General features: G+C 30.1%; 10 protein-coding genes. All 10 read right to left on the bottom strand.

Annotated features, from left to right (window positions below):
• Positions 1 to 143: 143 nt before the first annotated feature.
• The 10 genes from GQS57_RS07650 to GQS57_RS07605 all read right to left on the bottom strand — a co-directional run bounded on the left by GQS57_RS07650 (position 144) and on the right by GQS57_RS07605 (position 21,337).
• Positions 144 to 4,124 carry a hybrid sensor histidine kinase/response regulator transcription factor gene (locus GQS57_RS07650; RefSeq protein ID WP_165732102.1) on the bottom strand — a complete coding sequence of 1,327 codons (3,981 nt, stop codon included), beginning with the start codon at positions 4,122 to 4,124 and terminating at the stop codon, positions 144 to 146.
• A 21-nt stretch (positions 4,125 to 4,145) separates the two neighbouring features.
• Positions 4,146 to 5,954, bottom strand: coding sequence for a metallophosphoesterase (locus tag GQS57_RS07645; protein ID WP_165732100.1), 1,809 nt, complete (start codon positions 5,952 to 5,954; stop codon positions 4,146 to 4,148).
• Positions 5,955 to 5,959: 5 nt separating this feature from the next.
• Complete coding sequence (locus GQS57_RS07640; RefSeq protein WP_165732098.1) at positions 5,960 to 8,917, bottom strand: glycosyl hydrolase 115 family protein; 2,958 nt, start codon at positions 8,915 to 8,917, stop codon at positions 5,960 to 5,962.
• Between the two features lie 6 nt (positions 8,918 to 8,923).
• Positions 8,924 to 10,003, bottom strand: a complete 1,080-nt coding sequence (locus GQS57_RS07635; protein WP_165732095.1) for a phosphatidylinositol-specific phospholipase C1-like protein — start codon at positions 10,001 to 10,003, stop codon at positions 8,924 to 8,926.
• Between the two features lie 173 nt (positions 10,004 to 10,176).
• Complete coding sequence (locus GQS57_RS07630) at positions 10,177 to 11,058, bottom strand: alpha/beta hydrolase (RefSeq protein WP_165732093.1); 882 nt, start codon at positions 11,056 to 11,058, stop codon at positions 10,177 to 10,179.
• A 59-nt stretch (positions 11,059 to 11,117) separates the two neighbouring features.
• Positions 11,118 to 12,983 carry a family 78 glycoside hydrolase catalytic domain gene (locus tag GQS57_RS07625; protein ID WP_165732091.1) on the bottom strand — a complete coding sequence of 622 codons (1,866 nt, stop codon included), beginning with the start codon at positions 12,981 to 12,983 and terminating at the stop codon, positions 11,118 to 11,120.
• Positions 12,984 to 13,023: 40 nt separating this feature from the next.
• Positions 13,024 to 15,579, bottom strand: a complete 2,556-nt coding sequence (locus GQS57_RS07620) for a glycoside hydrolase family 3 C-terminal domain-containing protein (protein ID WP_165732090.1) — start codon at positions 15,577 to 15,579, stop codon at positions 13,024 to 13,026.
• A gap of 66 nt (positions 15,580 to 15,645) precedes the next feature.
• On the bottom strand, positions 15,646 to 16,947 hold the full coding sequence (locus GQS57_RS07615; RefSeq protein ID WP_165732088.1) for an alpha-L-fucosidase: 1,302 nt from the start codon (positions 16,945 to 16,947) through the stop codon (positions 15,646 to 15,648).
• A gap of 28 nt (positions 16,948 to 16,975) precedes the next feature.
• Positions 16,976 to 19,309 carry a GH92 family glycosyl hydrolase gene (locus tag GQS57_RS07610; protein ID WP_165732086.1) on the bottom strand — a complete coding sequence of 778 codons (2,334 nt, stop codon included), beginning with the start codon at positions 19,307 to 19,309 and terminating at the stop codon, positions 16,976 to 16,978.
• 51 nt (positions 19,310 to 19,360) lie between these two features.
• Positions 19,361 to 21,337, bottom strand: coding sequence for a glycosyl hydrolase 115 family protein (locus GQS57_RS07605; RefSeq protein WP_165732084.1), 1,977 nt, complete (start codon positions 21,335 to 21,337; stop codon positions 19,361 to 19,363).
• Positions 21,338 to 21,555 lie beyond the last annotated feature (218 nt).

The following is a 21,555-nucleotide window of genomic DNA, read 5'->3' as shown; positions in this document are numbered from 1 at the left end:
CTTATTGTTTGCACTACAGTTTGATTTTTTTTTAAATAAAATCAAGGATATATTATCACTAAATAATAGTATCCTATTTACAAATGTAGACTTGAAAAAGTTTTAGAATATAGATTAATCAATCAAAAATATGGACGCAGTTTTTACTTGATTAATTTACTTGGCGAATAACCAAATTGTTTTTTAAAAACACGACTAAAGTACAACGGATCGTTAAAACCAACCATAGTTGCCACTTCAGATACATTATGATTTTTTGTTTTTAATAATATTGCCGATTTTTTTAAACGAACTGTTCTTATAAATTCGTTTGGAGATAAATCTGTAAGTTGTTTTATTTTTCTATAAAGTTTAGAAGAACTCATGGCTAATTGTTCGCACAAAAATGTAGAAGATAAATCTGGATTAGATATATTTTCTTTTATTAATTCTGTTAATCTAGAAATTAACTCAACATCAATTTGAGAATGTGCCAAAGCAGTTACATCACTTTCTACTTCACCAGAAAATTGTTGTTTTAAATTAAATCTTATTTTTAAAATATTTTCAATTCTTGTTTTTAATAAGGATGCATCAAATGGTTTTACCAAATACCCATCAACTCCAATAGAATATCCTTTTATTTTATTCTCGTTTTCAGAAAGTGCTGTTAACATTACAATGGCTGTATTACTAATGTTTTCATCTGCTTTTAACTCTTCTACAAACTTAAACCCATCCATTATAGGCATCATTACATCAACCACACATAAGTCTGGTTTTATTTTTCTACAGACCTGTAATCCTTCTTTTCCGTTATCAGCTTCATAAACTTTATAAGAATCAGATAGATAATCTACCAGAAACTTACGTACCTCAACATTATCTTCTATTAGTAAAATTCTTTGTTTAACTTCTGTACTTTGCTTAACCTTAGTAATTACTTTTTTACTTTTTTCTTGTACGGGTTTTAAAGGAAGTTCAAAAATTTCTTTTTTAGAAAAACTTTCTTTACAAAACGGAATTTCAACAATAAACGTTGTTCCTTTATCTACCTCACTTTCTAAAGTAATTTTTCCTTTATGAAGTTTTATTAAAGATTGTACTAACGACAAGCCAATCCCTGTACCTGTGGTGTTATCTTTACTATTTGTTGCTTGATAAAATCTATCGAAAACTTTTTCTTGACTCTTTTTAGGAATGCCAATTCCATCATCACTTACCTCAATTACTATTCTATCTGTTTTATCTTCAGAAATACCTAAAAACAAATCTACTGTTCCGTAATTTTTTGTAAATTTTAAAGCATTTGAAAGTAAGTTAAAAAGTATTTTATTGTACTTATCTACATCTATCCAACCTTCAATTTTTTCTAATTCTGAATTAAAACTATAACTAATCTGCTTGTCATCTGCCAATTGATTAAACGAAGAGAATATAGATTTTGTACTACTTACAATTTCCGTTGCAGATACTTTTAACTTTAATTCTCCTGTTTGTGCTCTTCTAAAATCTAATATTTGATTTACCAATTGCAATAATCGCATTGCATTTTGATCTATTAATTTAATTCTACCTACCTCGTAATCGCTTCTATCTTGTTTTTCTAACAACTGCTTAACAGGTCCTAATATTAAAGTTAATGGTGTTCTTAACTCGTGAGAAATATTGGTGAAAAATCGTAATTTTTCATTATTCAACTTTTCATCACGTTCACGTTTCACTTTTTCCATTAACAATGCGTTCTTTAACTTTAAACGATTGCTAATTTGATTTTTAACCATATAGACTAAAACACTTAAAACAAGAATTAATAGTAAAAATGCTTTATAAGTTAGCCAAAATGGAGGTTTTATATTTATATAATACGAAACAGTTTCACTCCAATAACCATCATTATTAGCTGCTTTTATTTTTAAAACATATTCATTCGGAAATAAATTAGCGTACTGAATTGTTCTAGAATCATTATTTACGGTATGCCAATCTTCATCTAAACCTTCTAACTTATATTTAAATTCATTTCTACCTTCTTTTACAAATGAAGGAACAGAGAATTTTATAGAGAAATTTCTGTTTTCATAACTTAAATCTACTTTTTTACTATAGTTTAATTCTTCTAACATAATTACTTCTCCATTTACTTCTGTACCTGGATTAATAATTTTATTTTGAATTTTAAATTCGGAAATAATTGGTAACGGAGCAATCTTATTTTCTCTTAATTTTGAAGGTGAGAAGTAAATAATTTCATTATCTCCTCCAATATAAATTTTAGAATTATCAAATAACAAAAACCCTTTCTTATTTTCTGCGTTAGATCTAATTCCGTTATTTACATAAAACAATCTAAAATCTTTTTCTTTTGGGTTGTACTTTCCTAATTGATTGTAATTCATGTTTAACCACATTACACCAGTACTATCTATTGCAATATCTGTAACCCAGTTTTTATGTAAATTAACATTTTCAATTTCAACTTTAAAAGAATCAGAAATTGGATCATAATATTTTAAACCCTGTCTGGTTCCAACCCAAACTTTACCTTTTTTATCAATTACAATATCTTTAATTCTATCATTAGATAATTCACTAACCTCAGATTTGTAAACCTTAGCTTCTTCTGTTTCATAGTTTAATTTATAAATTCCATCTTCACTTGCAATCCAAAATATATTGTTTGATGTTTTTACTATTTTATTAATATCTAATTTCCCTAACTTTTCTCTATTAACAAATCTAGATTTTTTAGAGCTAAAATTATATAATATTAAACCTTCACCTTTTGCCCCTATTAAAAACTCATCTTCATTTATTTTATAAAATGAAAATATTGGAGAGTTTTTAAAACCAACATCTATTAAAGATTCTTTATTATTTAGATAGTTGTATTTAACTATTTGTCCACTCCACAGCCCAATATAAAAGATTTTATTGTCTACTGTGTAAATTGTTGCAATGTTATTATACTGCGGAAGAATCCTTTTAAACTTATTATTTTTATTAATATATAAACCATTTGAATGCGTTCCTACTAATAATTCTCCTCCTATTATTTTTGCAAAACTACTTACATTTGGAAAAGAATAATGATCAGAAAAATTTCTAGAAATAGACTTAAATTGATTGTCATATGCATCATATTTTTCAAATCCATTTTCTGTACCAATCCACAAAACACTAGATTTATCAAACAATAATGATAATATATAATTATTGCTTAAAGAATGTAATTCTGTGTTCTTAGAGTTATAACGCTCATACTCTCCACTAGAAATTCCTTCTATATTTTTACATTTAATTAGACCATTTAATGTACCCAACCAGTAATTATCATTTGGTCCTTTTGTAATACATCTAAAATAATCTTCCTCGTTTTTTTGTGGTAATAATTCAAATTCATTTTTAAGTTTATTAAGCTTAAAAATTCCTTTTTTTGTTCCTGCAAATAAATCAAACTTCTTGTCTTCAAACAAAAAATAAATCTCTGGAATTACACTTTGATTTTTTGCTATTAATTTGTGAGATTTTAAATCAACAAGTTCATTATTTTCTGATAATTCAAAACTAAAAATACCTTTATTAAATGTTGAAAACCAATATCTACCATCTTGAGCTTCTTGAATTGATCTAACATTTCTAACATTTTCTACTTTTAAAGAATGAAAACTATCTTTTTCATCATCATAAAAGCTAATACCATCAAATTTAGTTCCTACCCATAAACGATTAGATTTATCAAGATATACAGTACGAATTTCATCGCCTGCTAAACTACTTTTATCGTCTAATTTATGATTATATGTTTTATTAGTTCCTGTAGGAATATGATATTTAAATAACCCAAACGTTGTACCTACCCAAAGATTCTCTTTGCTATCCAACTCCATATCGACCACCTCATTTGCTTGAATAAAATTAGGGTCATTAAACTCGCTTTTAAACATTTTAAATTCATAACCATCAAATCTATTGACTCCTCCAAAAGTAGCAATCCAAAGAAATCCATGGTTATCTTGAACAATGTTTCTAATAGAACTTTGAGATAATCCGTCTTTTAAACCATAATGTTCAAAATTTAAACTTTGCCCATTTATATGTAGTATTGAAAGTAATGTAAATAAGAGGGATAATTTCTTTATCATTCTTTAGATTTCTATTTTTAATTAATTTACTTCTGATATTTTTAAAGTAGATAAATCTATTTTAAAGTGGTTAGTAGGTTCTCCATTAGAAAACTTTTCGAAAATAACACAAAAATGATAGAATTCCATTTCTAATGATGTCGGATTTTCTAATAAAATAAACTTTGCTTTGTATAATTTAATTAACTCCTTATACTCTTTCATTCTATGCGCACCAATATCTTCTATTGCTAAAGCATCCGCAGAGCGTAATCGATACAAATCAAACAGCATATCAAAACCTGTCCATGCAGAAAATCGAACATCAATATCTAAGGTTTTACCCGCTAATATCATTAATTCTTCTCCTGTTTTTTCTAAAAAGAAATCCTTAAAATCTTTTGGCCAATCTTTTTTCAAAAATCGTAATCTTACTAGTTCTTTTAAATGCCAATTGGTAAATTCCTTATAAGAATTTACCTCTAAAATTTCTTTATTCCAGCTATTTTTTGCCTTAGATTCTTTTAAATAATTAAACTCCATTTCATATAAAGGAAATAACTCTTTAAACCTTGAAACTTTATCAATTACAACTGTTTCAACATCAAACTCATTTTCTGATATTGTTAATACTTTGTAGGCAGGAATGTATGCTGATAATGATGGTATTTGAACATTGACTAATCCTTTTCTTACACCAGTATCATTAATATGCATATGCCCTCCAAAATGTACTTTTACACCAGCTTTAGCAAATAAACTAGCAACTTCTTCTTTTGGTACTCTATGCAATTGCATTTTATTTTCTCCTAGCAATTCTCTAATATCATCAGATGCATCATCATTAAAATCTACCATAGGATAATGGCTAAAAACAATTAAAGTTTTACCTAATTTCTCTGCTCTTTCTGCCACAGATTTAACCCAAGTAAGTAAGTGTTTTTTGTGTGTTAAAACATTATTATAACCAATACTTGCCGAGTTATAATTAGATGATTCTTCAGATTCCTTTTCTGCCATTTGTTTTGGAATATAAACGTTTGCATCTATTGATAAAAACCATAAATTTTCTTTAGGTTCTAATAAATAACTAACATCTGGCATTACCGTTTTATATGGCGGAATTTTATAATTTCTTTTTAAAATATCAGCTTGTTCTTTTGCTTTCTTAAAACTATAATCTTCATAATTATATGTAGAAAAAGGAGTTTCCCAATAAACATCTGTTTTCTTTGGATAAAAGCCAAAATCTGCTAATTCAGATAGAATTTCTTCGTAACCTAATTTAGCTATATCTTTAGTTATAATCGGTTTTAAATATGAAGGATTTTCTGATTCAAACATTCCTTCTTTACTATATATTGGTTGATTTTTACCTCCTTCGCCTAAAAAATCTTTTTTTCCTGCGTCTTGATAAAAAGGTTTTACCACATCATGATTTCCTGTGGCTGCAATAAACTGAATGTTATATTTCTGTTCGTATTCCTTTAAAATTCTTTTTAAACCTCTAATGTTTAAAGGCTGACCATCATCACTAAAATCTCCTGGTAAAACCACATATTTTATTCCGCGTTCTACCACATTATCTAACGCAGTAATAAATGCAAAATAGTTTTCATTAAATAATCTGGTAGATTCTAATTGAGATTGCATTGTTCTTGCCAATGCATACGTATTTGTTTTAGTATTAAAAACTCCTTTGTATTCAGAATCCGAAAGTTCTCCGTAAATATCCTGTAAATGTACATCTGCCATAAAAGCAATCTGTATTTTTTTAGAATCTACACTTTCTTTTTGTTTACAACCTATTAAGTTTATAATCAGAAGTAAAAGAAATACTTTTTTAAACATTTATATTACATTTTTGTTTCCTTCGGAAAAGCATACGATTCTTTTTTTCCTCCTAAATCAATCAGTACCTGATCAATCATTACACCCGGATCTACCATCCAGATTTTTAACGTATGTTTTCCTGCTTTATTAATTATTTGTTTTGCTTGTTTTTGTGTTGCATTTTTTAATACATTTTGTTTCCATTCATCATCTCTACCAAAAGTCTGAAAATCTATTATAACAGGCTCTGCATCATCTATAGAAACAGCACATCTAACGCCTTTTCCTTCATAAAAAGCATGTGTTGGAACTGCTTGAACAACAACATTGGCTTTACCAAAGTTAAAGGTATAAAAATCATACTCTAATACCGGACTATTTTTTTTAATAGCAGAAATTGAAACTTCAGATGCTACAGTTCTTGGTAATGCAACACTTACATTTCCGCTATATCCTACACCTTCTAAAACTTTCCAATTAGCTTTTTTTCCTGCTTTTTTTCTTGAAAAGTGTTCTGCATTTATAGAAACAAATCCTTTGTCTTCTACAAATCCTTTAAAGTTTTCTAATTCTTTTAATTTCGGATTAAATACAGAAACCCCAATAGCTTGTACTTTATTATTACTGATAAATTCTATTGCCGAATTAACTTTAAAACTTGGTGGAATTAACTGAAAATCGTGTCCTAATGGTGCTTCTTTTTTATTATCTCCAACAGGTACTTTTGCCCAATCTATGGTAACAAAAAGTCGTTCTTCTAGTTTTCCATTATTTAAGGTTCCTTTTGTTTTAGAAATTTTTATCCAATCTGCTTTTGGTTTTGCTTCCCAATTTAAAGTTCCTTCTCCTTTTAAAAATACATCAATAAAATAAGTGCTTTTTGTATACGCATTAAACACAGGTAAAACGTCGGCATATGAATTTATAATTTCTTCATTCATTTCCATTTCATAACCTTCTAAAGCCAAACCTAAAGATAAATTATTGTTTTGGCTAGTACTTGCCACTACAGGTTTAGAAAAAACAGGTAAAAATCGTGGAGCCATATTCATTATATGATTCCATTTTCCTTTATTAAGTTTTGTATTATAATAATTAGTTTCTTTTTCAATTCTACTAAAAGCATCTAAAGATTTTTGTCCAAAAGAAATAGCACTTTTTCTACCTTGTTTAGCAACAAATTCATTTTTGTATTTATACAACCATTTATTATTTAAGCTAGATGCACCAATTACAGGATAATATATTAATTGATAAAAAGCATCTTTTCTATTTACAGCAACATCTGTATATAAATCTTCTACTTTATCTATTAATTTACTGTAAGATTCAATTCTTTTAGACACCTCATCAGCATAATGAATTTGTGTTAATTCTGTTTTTCCAGATTTTGTTACAGGCTCTACCTCACTCCAAGCCATAAATTCTGGTCTACGCTGAAACGCTAACTGATAATAATTGTACATTAAAGCTGTTATTTCTTCCGCATTTTCATTTCCAAATTCTCTAGAGGCCCAATTTGTATGATGTTCTTTTACTTGAGTACTTTCTTTAAAATTTTCCATATTCCAAGCCATATCTAAAAACAGCTCAATATTGTATTCGTGTGGTTTTATATCTCCACAATTTAAAATCCATAAATTACGAGACTTAAACTCATAAGCTTTAGACATTTCTTCCCACATTAAAACAGGGTTTGTAGAGTTTAACCACAAATAATCATGAGGTCTTCCCCAATAAGATGTGTGATAATAAATACCTGCGCCACCACTTCTTAGTTGTTCTTCGGGAGTGCTTAACTGACGTATATAACCATAATTATCATCTGTCCAAACCAAACTAATATCTTCTGGCAACTCCATACCTCCTTGATAATAGGTTAACACTTCTTTATACGGAATAAAAATTTGTGGCACATCTTCTTTATTTTTCCCTGAGTTTAAATCTAGAATATTTCGTTGATCAGATACTACTTTTTCTAATAATTTCATTTGAGAATCTGAGTCATCTTCACCAACAATCATAGGCGAATCGTGCTCTCCACGCATTCCCATCGTATACATACTTTCAAATCCATTCGTTTCTTTTGTTCTATCCTTAAAAAGTTCTTTAATGCTAGTTTCGTTATTATCATAACGCCATTCTCCCATTTTTTTACTTTCCCATTCAGAATTAATATTACACAACATTGGCTCGCAATGAGAAGTACCAACAACAATTGCATAATCGTCTGCTACTTGCTTATTTTTAGGATACGAATAAAATGGCGCTGTACAAGAATGCATTGCAGGCCAAAGCGTATTAGCACGTAAACGCAACACCAATTCAAAAACTTTTGCATAAGTTTTAGGTCCGATATCTCCAGTTTCTGGCTCAAAATTTAAGGCTGCCCAACGTTGTAAACCCCAATCTTCATCATTTAAAAAGATACCTCTATATTTAACAGAAGGCGATCCATAAATTTTAGTTTCAACTTTTAAAACAATCTCTTTTTGTTTTGCTGGTGTAACATCTGCCCACCATTCCCACGGAGAAACGCCAATCATTCTTGAAATTTCTAACAAACCAAAAGCAGTTGCTCTTCTGTCTGAACCTACAACAACCAATGCTTTATCAATTTCTTTTGTAGGATTATTTACTACTTGAATAGAATAGGTTTCCCATTTATCTTTTACTTTAGAAACATCTATTTTATTATTCGAAATTAAATCATCAATCCATTTACTTTCTCCAATAGTTCCTGCAATAATTACATTTTTTGAAGAGCCAGAATTTAATAACACTTTAGAATTTGATACTTTTAAAATATCTTGAGAAAGTATTTCTGATGCTATTTCAACCACTTTTGCATCATCCTTATCAAAAAGAATTGATGTAGCTACTCCTTTTGTAACCACTGAAAACTTGCTTGTTTTTTGTGCAGAAACGGTAATTCCTATAAACAGCATAAAAGCTATTAATATCTTTTTTAGATTCTTCATATTCTATTACTGCTTAATTTGTTGGTAAGTATTATTTTTAAAACTAACTTTAAAAGTTGATGGAAATAAATTTGTTGGAATGTAATAATCTGTTGATATTACTTGTGCTCCAGAAGCTTTTGCTTTTTCAAACCTTGTATAATCGTTTGTGCGAGATTCTTTAGTTGCTGCATCTGCTCTGGTTCTAACCAAATATCCTTTTTTAACCAATTCTTTTATATAATCAAAATCTCTAATTGGGTTATTAATAATTCTAAAACCTGCTTCTGGATTTCCTTCCGGACTATTTACAAAAAGGACTCTATCTTTTAAGCCTGCGTGTCCCTCTAAATACCGACTTATTTTCTCAGTTTTTTCATCTAACACAAAAAGAAAACGTCCATTTACAGCTTCCATCTCTGGCCAACCATTTGTTAAAATTGCTTCTTCTAAACTTTCGAAATTACCTCTAACCAAATCGGGGGTAATTAAATCGTCCTTAGAAAAAACAGACAAAATTTCTTTATCTAAATCATTAAAAGCTTCTTTACTAAAGGAAAGAGGGTTGCGTGTTCCTTTTACTTTTTGATCTTTGGTATTCATCAACACAAAAATTGGAGTGTGATTTGGGTTTTTATCAGACCATTTTTTCATCATCTTTAAACAATCTTTAAATAAAAGGTGATGACTTCTAAAATCGATATCCTGAACATGAAACATCTTTAAACCTGGTTCTGCCAATTTATTTTCTAGATCATATGCTAACGGAGTTTCTCCGTTATTTCTAAGTAACTCTAAACCCTTTGGATTAGAAAAATGGCCTCCTTTTGGATCAAAAAAAACATCTAACTCAACATTTCTTAAACCTAAATTTAATTGTTCTAAAATAGAAACATGTCCGTATTGTAATGATTTTGCTTTTGCTGAATCTTGCGAGAACAAGTAATTCCAAAGTGGTTTTTCGATAGGGATTTTATAAGAATTATGACTACCAATAACTTGTATGTCATTTAGCTTAAGTGCTGCTTTATTTTCTACACAAGAAGTAAATATTGAGAAAATTAAATAAGCCGCTAAAAATGAGTAGTTATTTTTTAATAAGATCATTTAAATAAATTATAGGTCCTATCACAAATCTCAAGAAAAAAGATCACTTCTATATGAATGAATCCTTCATATATATGGACAAATCATTTAATATAAACAAAGCGTTCTAAGAAAAATGAATATTAACTACACACAACAACAGAACTCTAAAAAAATATTCTTCTAGACTTTGTTTATTTTTGATTTCTAACATATTTATTCAACTCACTAGAATCAACCATACGTCTTAACCAATCTTCTGCAAGAGAAGGCCAATTTTCTGCGGCAACATTACCTGCACGTAACCCATAACCGTGTCCTCCTTTATATTGATAATGCAACTCTACAGGAACATTATTATCTCTAAGAGCACTTGTCATTACTAAAGAACTATTTCCATACTTATCATCAGCAGTTCCAAAAATAAAACAAGGCGGTGTGTTATTACTTATTTTTAATTCAGGAGTAAGACTTCTATTTTTTCCTTTATCAAGGTAAGCCGGATAAATTAACATAGAAAAATCTGGTCGGCAAGACAACTGATCAATAGCATCTATTTTAGAATATGAAACTTCTTTAAATAGTGTTGATGCACGAGCACACAAACTTCCGCCAGCAGAAAACCCTATAACTCCAATTTTATTAGAATCTAATTGATACTCATTAGATTTACTTCTTACAAATCTAATAGCTCTTTGAATATCGTTTAACGCACCTTTTTGTTTCTGAGGTACACGATATTGCAAAACAAAAGCAGTATAGCCTAATTTATTTAGCCACTCTGCCACTTCGTACCCCTCTTTATCTACAGCTAAAATATTATAACCTCCTCCAGGACAAACAATAATGGCTGCACCTGATTTATTTGCTTTTTCTGGCTTAAAAACTATTAATGAAGGATTTGTAACTTTAGACAAGCGAATTACATTCCCTTTTGTATTCTTAGATTTTATTGCAGTATGTTTTACGTCTATTTCACCTGGTACTTTGTTAGGCCATAAGAATATAGTATCTCTAGCTTGTGCCTGACTAAGTAATATCACAAAAAATAAAAGTACCGTGAAAATTAATCTCATAACAAACTATTTATATCTGATTCTATATTTTGATTTAACAAGACTAAGATAAAAAAAGATTACTTACGCTTTATCAGCAAAACATTTACACCCTTTTTTAATTTTACAGTTTTCACATTAGAACTCATCATTTTCTTATTAAGAAGTACTTCTGTCTTATCACCCAAAATAATAAATTCACCGTCCATATTTTTAGGAAGCTTTATTTCATAACGCTCATAACCTTCATTTGTTAAGCTATACTTAGCAAATATACTTCCTTTAATTGTTGGTACTTTTATTTCTGATGAACTTAAAGTATGTAATTGAGGTTTAATTTGAACAGTTCCAAACCCTGGTGTTTTTGGTGTAATTCCCCACATATAACGAGAAATTATATTTGTAGGAGCGGTACCCCAAGCATGGTTCCAGTCAGAATTTGGTTTGTATTTCATATCCCAAGCTTCTAACGCCATTGTAGAACCAATTTTAATCATATTCCACCAAGAACGATCACTTTCTGTTTCTGTTATCAATTCTAATGCATACTCTGCTTCATTGGCTTTGTATAAACCTTCCAATAAATATTGTGCCCCATAAACACTGCAAGCCATTCCTCTTGTTTTAATAAATTCTGTTACCGTTTTTTTATGTTTATTTGGTACAAGATCAAATGCTAAAGGAAACATATTAGCATGCAGAGAAGCATGAGAAGATCCTTCTCCATCAATATATATCCCTCTAGATTCATCAAATAATTTATTATTTATAACTTCTTTAACTTGTGCTGCTTTCTGTGTAAAAAAGGTAACATCTTCTGTTTTATCAAGAGCATCAGCAATTTTAGACATTAAGTGTAAATTGTAATAGTAAAATGAATTCACTACGGTATTAATAGCCACCATTTCGTATCCATCTCGTTCTCCATTTTTATTGGCTAATTTCCATCCTGTATCTTTTTGTCCTGCTGGCCAATCTACTATATCTCTAACTCTAGTATCTGGTTTTGTAAAACCTAGTTCTAACTTAAAATCTCCTGTTAATTTATCAGATTTAGAGCTAATTAATCCATCTTTACGCTCTAAGTCCATTAAAGTTCTTGTCTTTAGAACATCGTAATACTTCTCTAGCATTTCCACTTCTCCTGTATACATGTAATCTTGATAAAACAATAATACCGTATGAAGAAGCCATTCTGTTGGCCAAGTAGGATGATTTATAAAGTATTCATTTGTTCTACGTGCTAACGAATATTCACTATCTAAAGCATAATGACTTAACTGATTGATGTATGCGTCAGCTTCATACGGAATGCGTTCCCTATCTCCATCTACATAATAACCTGTAAAACTTGTTGCCTTTATAGTATGTTTACCTAAATCCCAAACTGCATTTAATATAGTATCTGATGATTTAAAAATAGCTGCTTCATCATCAAATTTATAATAATATCCTTTTTGATAAATATCTAATTCCTCAATTGGAATTTTAAGATTCTCTATTTCACAATATCTAAAAGGCATAATTACCCCAAAAGAACTAGGCAATTGAATGGCACCTACTTTTGTGTTTCTTTTATCAGCCTTTAGGCTGATAACTATATTTTGATTAGCATCTAATTGATTTAACTTTGCTTTTTGATAACGTATTGTTCCTCCTGGTGTTTTATCAATTAGTTTATTATCATTTAATTTTTCGCCTAAATGAACAATCAAACTATCGTTTTGTTGCTTTTTAGAATGCATAACAACTGTACCAAAATAAGCCTTACCAAAATCGATAAAATAATGACCTTCTGCTACCTTTATTACTTTTACAGGCTTAACGAGTTCTGTTTCAAAATCATTCTTTGTTGGCGCACTTGTAATTTGCGATTGAACAAAAGTGAATGATAATAAAAAGATGGCTTGAAAAAAATAATACTTTCTTTTAGATCTTAATTTCATTAATTTATTTTTATACAATTAGACTCATAAAGGGTAAAACCTATTTTATCTTAAACGTTTTATTTAAACGGATGTCACTTGAAGATGCTCCTAACATAAATTCAAATTTACCCGCTTCAAAAACCCACTGATTACTTTCTTCGTCCCAAAACATTAATTTGTCTTTTGAAACTTCGAATGATATTGTTTTTGCTTCACCAACTTTAAGCGAAACTCTATCAAAACCAACTAATTGTTTAATAGGTCTTTTTACAGATGATTTTACATCGTTTACATACAACTGAACAACCTCATCTCCTTTATATTTACCTGTGTTTTTTACAGTCATAGAAACAGTAATAGTATCGTCTTTTCTATCAATTGACATATTATTGTATTCAAAAGAAGTATAACTTAAACCATATCCAAAAGGATAAAGAGCTTCACCTTCAAAATACATATAAGTTCTACCATTTGTTACTTCGTAATCATCCATTGGTGGTAAATCTTTCTCAGATTTATAGAACGTAAAAGGCAAACGGCCTCCAGGATTATAATCTCCAAATAACACATCAGCAATAGCTGTACCACCACTTTCTCCAGGATACCAAGCTTCTACAATTGCAGGCACATTTTTATCCATCCAATTAACAGATAATGAGCTTCCTGCTACAAGTACAACAACTACATTTTTGTTTATGCTATACATTTTCTTTAAGTAGTTTACTTGATCTTCAGGTAATCCTAACTCAGTTCTATCTTTTCCTTCTTTTTCTATAGTTTTATTAATTCCCATTACAGCAATAACATAATCGCTAGTTCTGGCAGCTTTCCAATCCTCTTCATATATATCTCCAGAACCACCTGGAACTTTCCATAATAATTGGCAAATAGCATCTCCTCCATTATCAAAATATTCTAACTTAATGCTGTATTTTTTACCAGCTTCCATTTTAATATCTACTTGGTCGGTCGTTTTACCTCTATTGTGCCATTCATCAACAACTAATTTATCATTTAACCATAAACGAACTCCATCATCAGAATTAACTCCTATTTTATAAGATCCAGTAATATTAGGCGTAATATAACCTGTCCATCTCATAGATTTGTGACGGTAATTACTATATGAATCTGGTGGTTGATTAACAGGGTCGAAATTAACTACTTTATCGGTTCTTGTTCTTGGAGTTCCTTCTAAAAATTTATCGTCATAATATTCTGCAAACAACCCTTTTTCATCGTTTTTATCGTTACGTAAATATTCCGATTCTAAAAGATTTAAATTTCTAGCTGCAGTTTTCCATTTTACGTATTTAACGTCTATATTTTTACCCACTTTATTTTGAATACCTTTAAGTGGTGATACTGGAGCAATAACAGATAACCCACTATAATCCCCAAAAACTACTTGGTTTGCATTGAAACCAACTACTGCTATTTTTTTAATTTTAGTAGCGTCTAAAGGCAATATTTTATTTTGATTTTTAAGCAATACAATAGATTGACGAGAAGTTTCTAATGCAAGATCTTGATGTTTTTGTGAACCAATAACATCTGGTGAAATTCTTGTGTAAGGGTTATTTTCTTTAGGATCGAAAATACCCAACTTAAATCTAGACTCTAAGATTCTTCTAACAGATTGGTTAATTAATTCTTCTGTAATTAATCCTTGTTCTAATGCAGGAATAAGATATTTTTTATAAATATTATCGCCACATTCTAAATCTAAACCTGCCTCAATAGCTACTTTTGCCGCTAAAGTATCATTACTAACATAATGATGCGATTTTTTTAAATAAGTAGGTGCTCCGCAATCACTAACAACATATCCTTTAAAGCCCCATTCTTTTCTTAAAATATCATTTAATAACATAGAATTTGCTGTAGCAGGAATTCCGTTTATTGCATTGTAAGCACTCATTATAGATTGTGCTTTTCCTTCTACAATAGCTGTTTTAAAAGCGGGTAAATAATATTCTCTTAAAGCTCTTTCTGATATTTCTGCATTATAAGCAAATCTATTTTCTTCTTGATTATTGGCTACAAAGTGCTTTGGCGTAGAAACTACTTTTAAATATTTATCGTCATCACCTTGTAAACCTTTTACAAAAGAAAGACCTATTCTACCTGTTAAATAAGGATCTTCTCCGTATGTTTCTGGAGTACGTCCCCAACGTGGATCTCTTGCCATATTAATTGTAGGAGACCACATGGTTAATAAATCACTATATGGGTTTAGTTGATCTCTTCCTTGATTATAGAAATTCCATTTAGCTCTCGCTTCATCAGAAATAGCAGTTGCTACATTGTGAATAAGGTTAGGATTCCAAGTTGAAGCAAGTGCAACAGCTTGAGGAAACACCGTAAAACGACCTCCTTTAACAACCCCATGTAATCCTTCATTACCATGGTAATATTTATCTACCTCTAAACGTTTTATTTCTTCTGCAGTACTAACAAGTAAAGATACCTTTTCTGTAATTGTTAACCTACCTAATAAATCTTCTACTCTAGTATCTATTGGTAAATCTGGGTTATTAAAAGGATATTTAGCTTGACTAAACACATAAAATGGCAACATCATAATTACCAAAATGCTTAATATTTTTCTCATAAAATCTAGTTTAAAGGTAGTAACTTACTATAATCGTATCTATTTATTCTTTTAATAGAATAAAGTTTATTTAATAAATTCAACATCTGTTAATTTAACAACAATTGGATTATGCCAAATTTTATTATTATAGAGGCGTTGGGCTCTACTTACAGAAATTTCTAATAATTCTTTATGTTGAATATACCTTGTAGTTGGTAAGTTTTCTGGCCAGTATTCTACCACTAAATCATTCTGACCTAATACAGAAGCCGTAGTTTTTGATGTAGCTCTCATATTTTTCAGAAGAAAATTTCTTCTACCACCTTTAAACCAATTTTTTTGTCCCGTAATAAAAACATAAGCTGTTTTATCATCTTTACCTTTTGTGAACCACATATCTCCATCTTTAATTATTGTTGGAACTGTTCTCACATTTTTAACACCTTCTTCGTTAACATACATCCACAATGCAATTTCACGTAAACGCTCTTCTTGCTCTTTTGGGATTTCACCATTTGGTTTAGGACCAATATTCATCAAGAAATTCCCGCCTTTTGCACGAATTTCTATCAATTTCTCTATTAATTCAGAACCATCCTTATAAACATCATTGGTAGGTTTATACTGCCATTGTGTTCCCATAGTCATACAGGTTTCCCAAGGTCCTGGCATTGCGCCTCCTGGAATAGATTGTTCTGGTGTTTTCATTTCACCTCTAGTAACAACAATTTCCGGAGCTATTTTATGAACATACTGCGCCATAGGTTTAGATTGAAATGCATCAAAAAACATAACATCTATTGGTCCATAATTATTAATTAACTCTCTAACCTGAGCTTTATCATATTCAAAAAGCTCTTTATTAGCTCCAATTTGTGTCATTGGTCCTTTTCGAGAAATTAAGTGTCCTTGTTTATGGATAAAACTAAAATCTTCTGGAGAAAAATAAATACCTACTTTTAAATCGTATTTACGTAAAGCTGCAACAAGCTCTGCCACAATATCTTTTCCGTAAGGAGTATTCATTATATTGAAATCTGTAGTTTTGGTATCCCACATACAAAAACCATTATGATGCTTTGCTGTAAAAACTACATATTCTGCTCCAGATATTTTAAATAAACGAGCCCATTCTTCCGCATCAAATTTATCTGGATAAAATGTTTTTGGAAGTTCATTAAAATATTTATTTACATAATTGTCTGAGGCTCCAACTAAAGAGTGACTTATCACACTCCCTAATTGAGAATCCATGCTCCAATGCACAAAAATTCCAAAACCCATATCCATAAAATCTTCATCTAGTTGGGGTTTATTCTTAAGCTGTCCAAAAACAGAAAAACAAGTTATGAACAGTACAAGTATTAAATTTATTTTTTTCTTCATTTTAAGTACTTTATATAATTAATAATATCTATTCGCTTAATGTATTTGTCATTTCTAAAACCAAAGAACCTCCATTTATAATATCTTGATGACTAATATTTAAATTATCTATCGATTGATTATTTAGTTTTACATTTTTAATATAAAAATTTTCTTCTGAATTATTTTTTGTTTCAATAACAAATTCTTTCCCTGAATAATAATCAGGATTTAATTGTACTGTTACTTTATCAAAAATTGGACTTCCAATTTGATATTCTGGATTTTTCTCAGTTCCTCCATTCATTTGAAATAAACCAATCTTTAATAATACAGATAAACTTCCCATTAAACCTTGATCTTCATCACCATTAAACCCAGTATTTGGACCTAGCCCAGAAAACACACTTTTTACTACTTTACGAGTCCAAAATTGAGCTAAATCTGGACGATCTAATTGATTAAATATTTGTGCTGTTTGCATAGAAGGTTGATTTCCGTAATTGATAGGAATTCTTCTATATTCTGGATGTAATTCTCTATCATGAGAGCTACCAGAAGTAAAACCAATTTTTTCTGCGGTTTTAAACTGAGTATTTAATTGTGCTATTGCTTTTTCTTTTCCACCCATTAAATCTGCTAAACCAGCAAGATCATGAGGTACAAACCAAGTTGATTGAGCTCCATTAGATTCATTAAACCCAGTTTCATACATATAAGGATCTAAATCTCCATGCCATTTTCCGTTAACCTCACGTGGACGCATCCAACCAGATGCAGTATCAAAAGTGTTTTTATAATTATTAGATCTTTTTAAAAAGTATTCATAATCTTCTTTATGACCAAGTTTCTTAGCCAATTGCGCCAACGTAAAATCTTGATACGCATACTCCATTGTTAAACTAGCTCCATCTTGATGATGACCAAATTTACCTTCTGGAATTGGGTAAGGAACATATCCTATTTCTAAGTAATGTTTTAAACCACCTCCTAATGATGTTTTGTGTTCATAACCTGCTTTTTCCATTATTCCACCAGGCATGTGTGTCTTTTTTAATGCTTGGTAAATACCTTCTAAATTATCAGTAACAATACCTTTTTGTATTGCACTAACCATAAATGGCGTAGCTGAAGCTCCGGTCATTACATACGTATAATTACCACCAGAAGGTCCACGAGGAACAATACCTCCGTCTTTATAATATTGCATTAAAGAATTCACAAACTCATCCATTATCTCTGGATATACAAGTCCCCAAAGGGTGTTTATAGTCCATTGTGCCCCCCAAAAAGCATCCGTATTATAATGGTTAAACAAAGGTTTTCCGTTAGCATCTACAGGTAATTGACCAATTCTAAAAGCATCTCCAGTATTATCTGGGTACGCACCATTAGCATCGTTAATAGTTCTTCTACCTTGTAAACCATGCCATAAATCTGTATAGAATCTTCTTTGTGCTGTTTCAGAATTTCCTTCCACTTTAATTCTACCTAACATGCCATTCCATTCGGTTCTTGATTCTTTTATTACAGTATCAAAATTCCAATGGTCTAACTCTGTTTTCATGTTTTCTGATGCATTTTTAACAGACGTGTACGAAATAGCAACTTTCATAAGTACTTCTGCTTTGTCATCAGAAAGATCTATAAGATAATTTCCCGTTAGAGCATCTTTAGTTACAGCTTTAACTTTAGTATTTAATTGAACACTAAAAAACACTTTAGTTGGTTTTGGTCTTCTAATTGTTGGTGCATTTACCAATTCTCCAGACAACTCATAATCTCCTGTTTTAATCAGTTTTCCATCGGTAATAATACAAGGACCTAACTTTCCATTCAAGCTAAATAAAATAGCTTTCTGTTTTTCTTCTAAAAAATTATAACGATGAAAACCAACTCGTTTTGTACTTGTTAATTCTACTTTAGTTTGAGATCTATCTAAAAAAACTTGATGATATCCTGGAGATACTTCTTCCGTTTCATGATTAAATTTAGAGTAGAAATCTGTATAAATTGTTTTTCTATTATCATTATTAATAGCAACAGGCATTACAGATAACCCAGAAAGTTGCCAAGCATGAATATGACTAAATCCTTTTATAGTATCCGTTTTATAACGATAACCACTTCCCCATGCTCCGCCTACTTGAGTATCTGGACTTAAATTAACCATACCAAAAGGACGACTTGCAGATGAGAAGAAAAACCAACGAGAATTCTCTGTATCTAACAAAGGATAAACCATGTCAACAGGTTCTACAACTGCCGTAGTTTCTTTTATTTCTGATGAACCACAACTATTTAGCAGTAATAATCCAAAAATTCCTAAACCCAAAAATATGGCTTTAAAATTTTTTAAGTATTTTATTTTCGTCTGATTCATTCTTTTTTGTTTAATATAACTAGCCTAAAAACTGGTTATAATCTATTAATATTATTCTATCTCTTTTAGTACTTTTCTTATTTTTGAAATATCTTCCATCTTAGGAAAACCGTTATTTGGTCTTCTAATTTCTGGGTTATACCAGTTGGCCCACTTCTCATTTTTATCACCTTCTAAACTATTCTTGTACACCAACTCTAATTGAGTTTCTGCCTTATCTAAAAGTAATAATGCTTTTACTATTAATTCTTTTTTACACGTTTCTTCAAATTCTTTCTTTAATAAAGCTATCTGGTGCAGTGTACGCTCAAACGTTATTAAATCTGAGTATAATGTTACAGGTAAAAGAATATAAGAATTATAAAAATCTTTGTTTTTTTTATTAACCTTTGCACCAAGTTTTGCAGCTTTAACAGCTTCTTGAAACATATCTAATTCTCGTTTTAAATTATCTATATCCTCATAAACTCTATCATAATTATAAGGTATAGGAGTTTTACCGGGACGCTCTAAAGGAGAATTAGAGAGATAAGAGGTCGTTTTTTTTATTCCCCATAAATGCTGCACGTAACCATTACGACCTACTTGTGTTTTATGTAATACTTTCATTGATGCTACAGCATGTTTTGCAGCATCTTTACTAAAATATCTCTCCGTCCATGATTTATAAAATCGCTCTCCATCAAACTCTTTTGGGTTATTACTAACCTCACTATAAGCTTCTAAGTTTAATAAAAAAGGTCTAAAATTTTGTCCGTTTACTTGGCAATACTTATCAGCTCCATAATCCTTAAACATTTCCTTCATCACTGTATCCACTTTCTTAGGATAAGGGTTATGAACGGTATGATTTTTCCAGAAACCGGCATGCATATAAGTTCCAAAATCGTATCCTTTTGTACTCTTTGGTAGATAATCGAAATCTCCAAAACCATCATCACACCAAACAACAATCCAATCTTTTGGGGGATTAAAATCGCCATTAAACATTTCCATTCCATCATGATAACAAAAGGCAATCTTTGTAGCTTCTGGTTTATAATGGTCTATTAGCTTGTCTAATTCTTTATATACTTCGTTAAAAACGGTTGTTTTATCTTCTCCACAATTACTATTATATTCCCAATCCCAAACTTGGTGCCTAGGTCTTAATGAAAAAATATCCGCTTTTCCTACTGGCGTTTTTTCAAAATAATATTTCCATGCTTCTATCCACTTATCTTTATAAGTAGACCAACAATAAGATTCTTCTATAGACAATGATTTCATTTGATATCCTAAAGACAAATCTATTTGCACCTTCATTCCTTTAAGATGTGCATAGTCTATCATTTTATCAAGATACGCTACATCAATCTGATAATTTGGACTTATTTTTTTATACTCTGGACGTACAAAAAATTCAGGTCGACCTAACATATCAAAAAACTGAATGCTGTTATAACGAATTCGCACTAAAGAGTTAATCATCTCTGTATAAGATTCCCAGTCGTATTCTAACAACTTGCCTCTATAGTTTGCTAACTCGTCTACATCATTTTCAAAATAACACATTATTGGTACTAAAGGGGGACTGATTATTTTATTTTTGAAGTTAAATAAGTCTAATTTTTTATTCTTTTCAGGAATCTTTCCTGTCCAATATTCAAAAGGATCAACACCTAAAATCTGATGAGAATAATCATAAATAGAATACTGTAATCCTTCTACATCAGAACCAGCAATTACAATTACTTTACTTTGTTTTTTAGAATTTAATTTTGCCCATAATCCTCCACGAGATCCAGGGAATTTTGACGATAAATTAATTTCTTTCGTTTTAGAAAGTTTCGCTATTTTTTTATTAGATTCTATGGTACCTAACAAAAAAACAACTCCGTCTTTTGGCGTTTTAACCGTATCTGTAATTATTAAAACTTCTTTATTAATTACTTTTAATAAATCTTTTTTAAAATCAAGCACAGTACTTTTTTCAACTTTATTGGCTTTTACACCTTGCACCAAGTACACCTTTTTTTGAGCAGACAACTGGGTGTTAATTGAAAAGAGAACTATTATAAATAGCAGCTTAACCTTTTTCCATTTCAATTTAATAATCATATTTCTTAACAATTTAGGTAATCAAAAAAAATGCTTCTAATTTTTTATTGTTGATAAATTTTACAGAAGAAACGCTTCTTTATATTTCAAAAATAGAACTAGACTTTAATTTAGCTATGGATTTTTTAATCACAAGTATGGACTAA

Origin of the sequence: Polaribacter sp. 20A6, from assembly GCF_011378915.1 — a bacterium.
Classification (GTDB): Bacteria; Bacteroidota; Bacteroidia; order Flavobacteriales; family Flavobacteriaceae; genus Polaribacter; species Polaribacter sejongensis.
Note: the sequence above shows the minus strand (reverse complement) of the source record. Positions and strands in the feature narration are given on the sequence as shown.

Bases quoted from the DNA above. Each gene is read 5' to 3' on its own strand.
- GQS57_RS07640 (WP_165732098.1), bottom strand. From the start codon at position 8,917: ATGAAGAATCTAAAAAAGATATTAATAGCTTTTATGCTGTTTATAGGA.
- GQS57_RS07635 (WP_165732095.1), bottom strand. From the start codon at position 10,003: ATGATCTTATTAAAAAATAACTACTCATTTTTAGCGGCTTATTTAATT.
- GQS57_RS07625 (WP_165732091.1), bottom strand. From the start codon at position 12,983: ATGAAATTAAGATCTAAAAGAAAGTATTATTTTTTTCAAGCCATCTTT.
- GQS57_RS07615 (WP_165732088.1), bottom strand. From the start codon at position 16,947: ATGAAGAAAAAAATAAATTTAATACTTGTACTGTTCATAACTTGTTTT.
- GQS57_RS07620 (WP_165732090.1), bottom strand. From the start codon at position 15,579: ATGAGAAAAATATTAAGCATTTTGGTAATTATGATGTTGCCATTTTAT.
- GQS57_RS07650 (WP_165732102.1), bottom strand. From the start codon at position 4,124: ATGATAAAGAAATTATCCCTCTTATTTACATTACTTTCAATACTACAT.
- GQS57_RS07630 (WP_165732093.1), bottom strand. From the start codon at position 11,058: ATGAGATTAATTTTCACGGTACTTTTATTTTTTGTGATATTACTTAGT.
- GQS57_RS07610 (WP_165732086.1), bottom strand. From the start codon at position 19,309: ATGAATCAGACGAAAATAAAATACTTAAAAAATTTTAAAGCCATATTT.
- GQS57_RS07645 (WP_165732100.1), bottom strand. From the start codon at position 5,954: ATGTTTAAAAAAGTATTTCTTTTACTTCTGATTATAAACTTAATAGGT.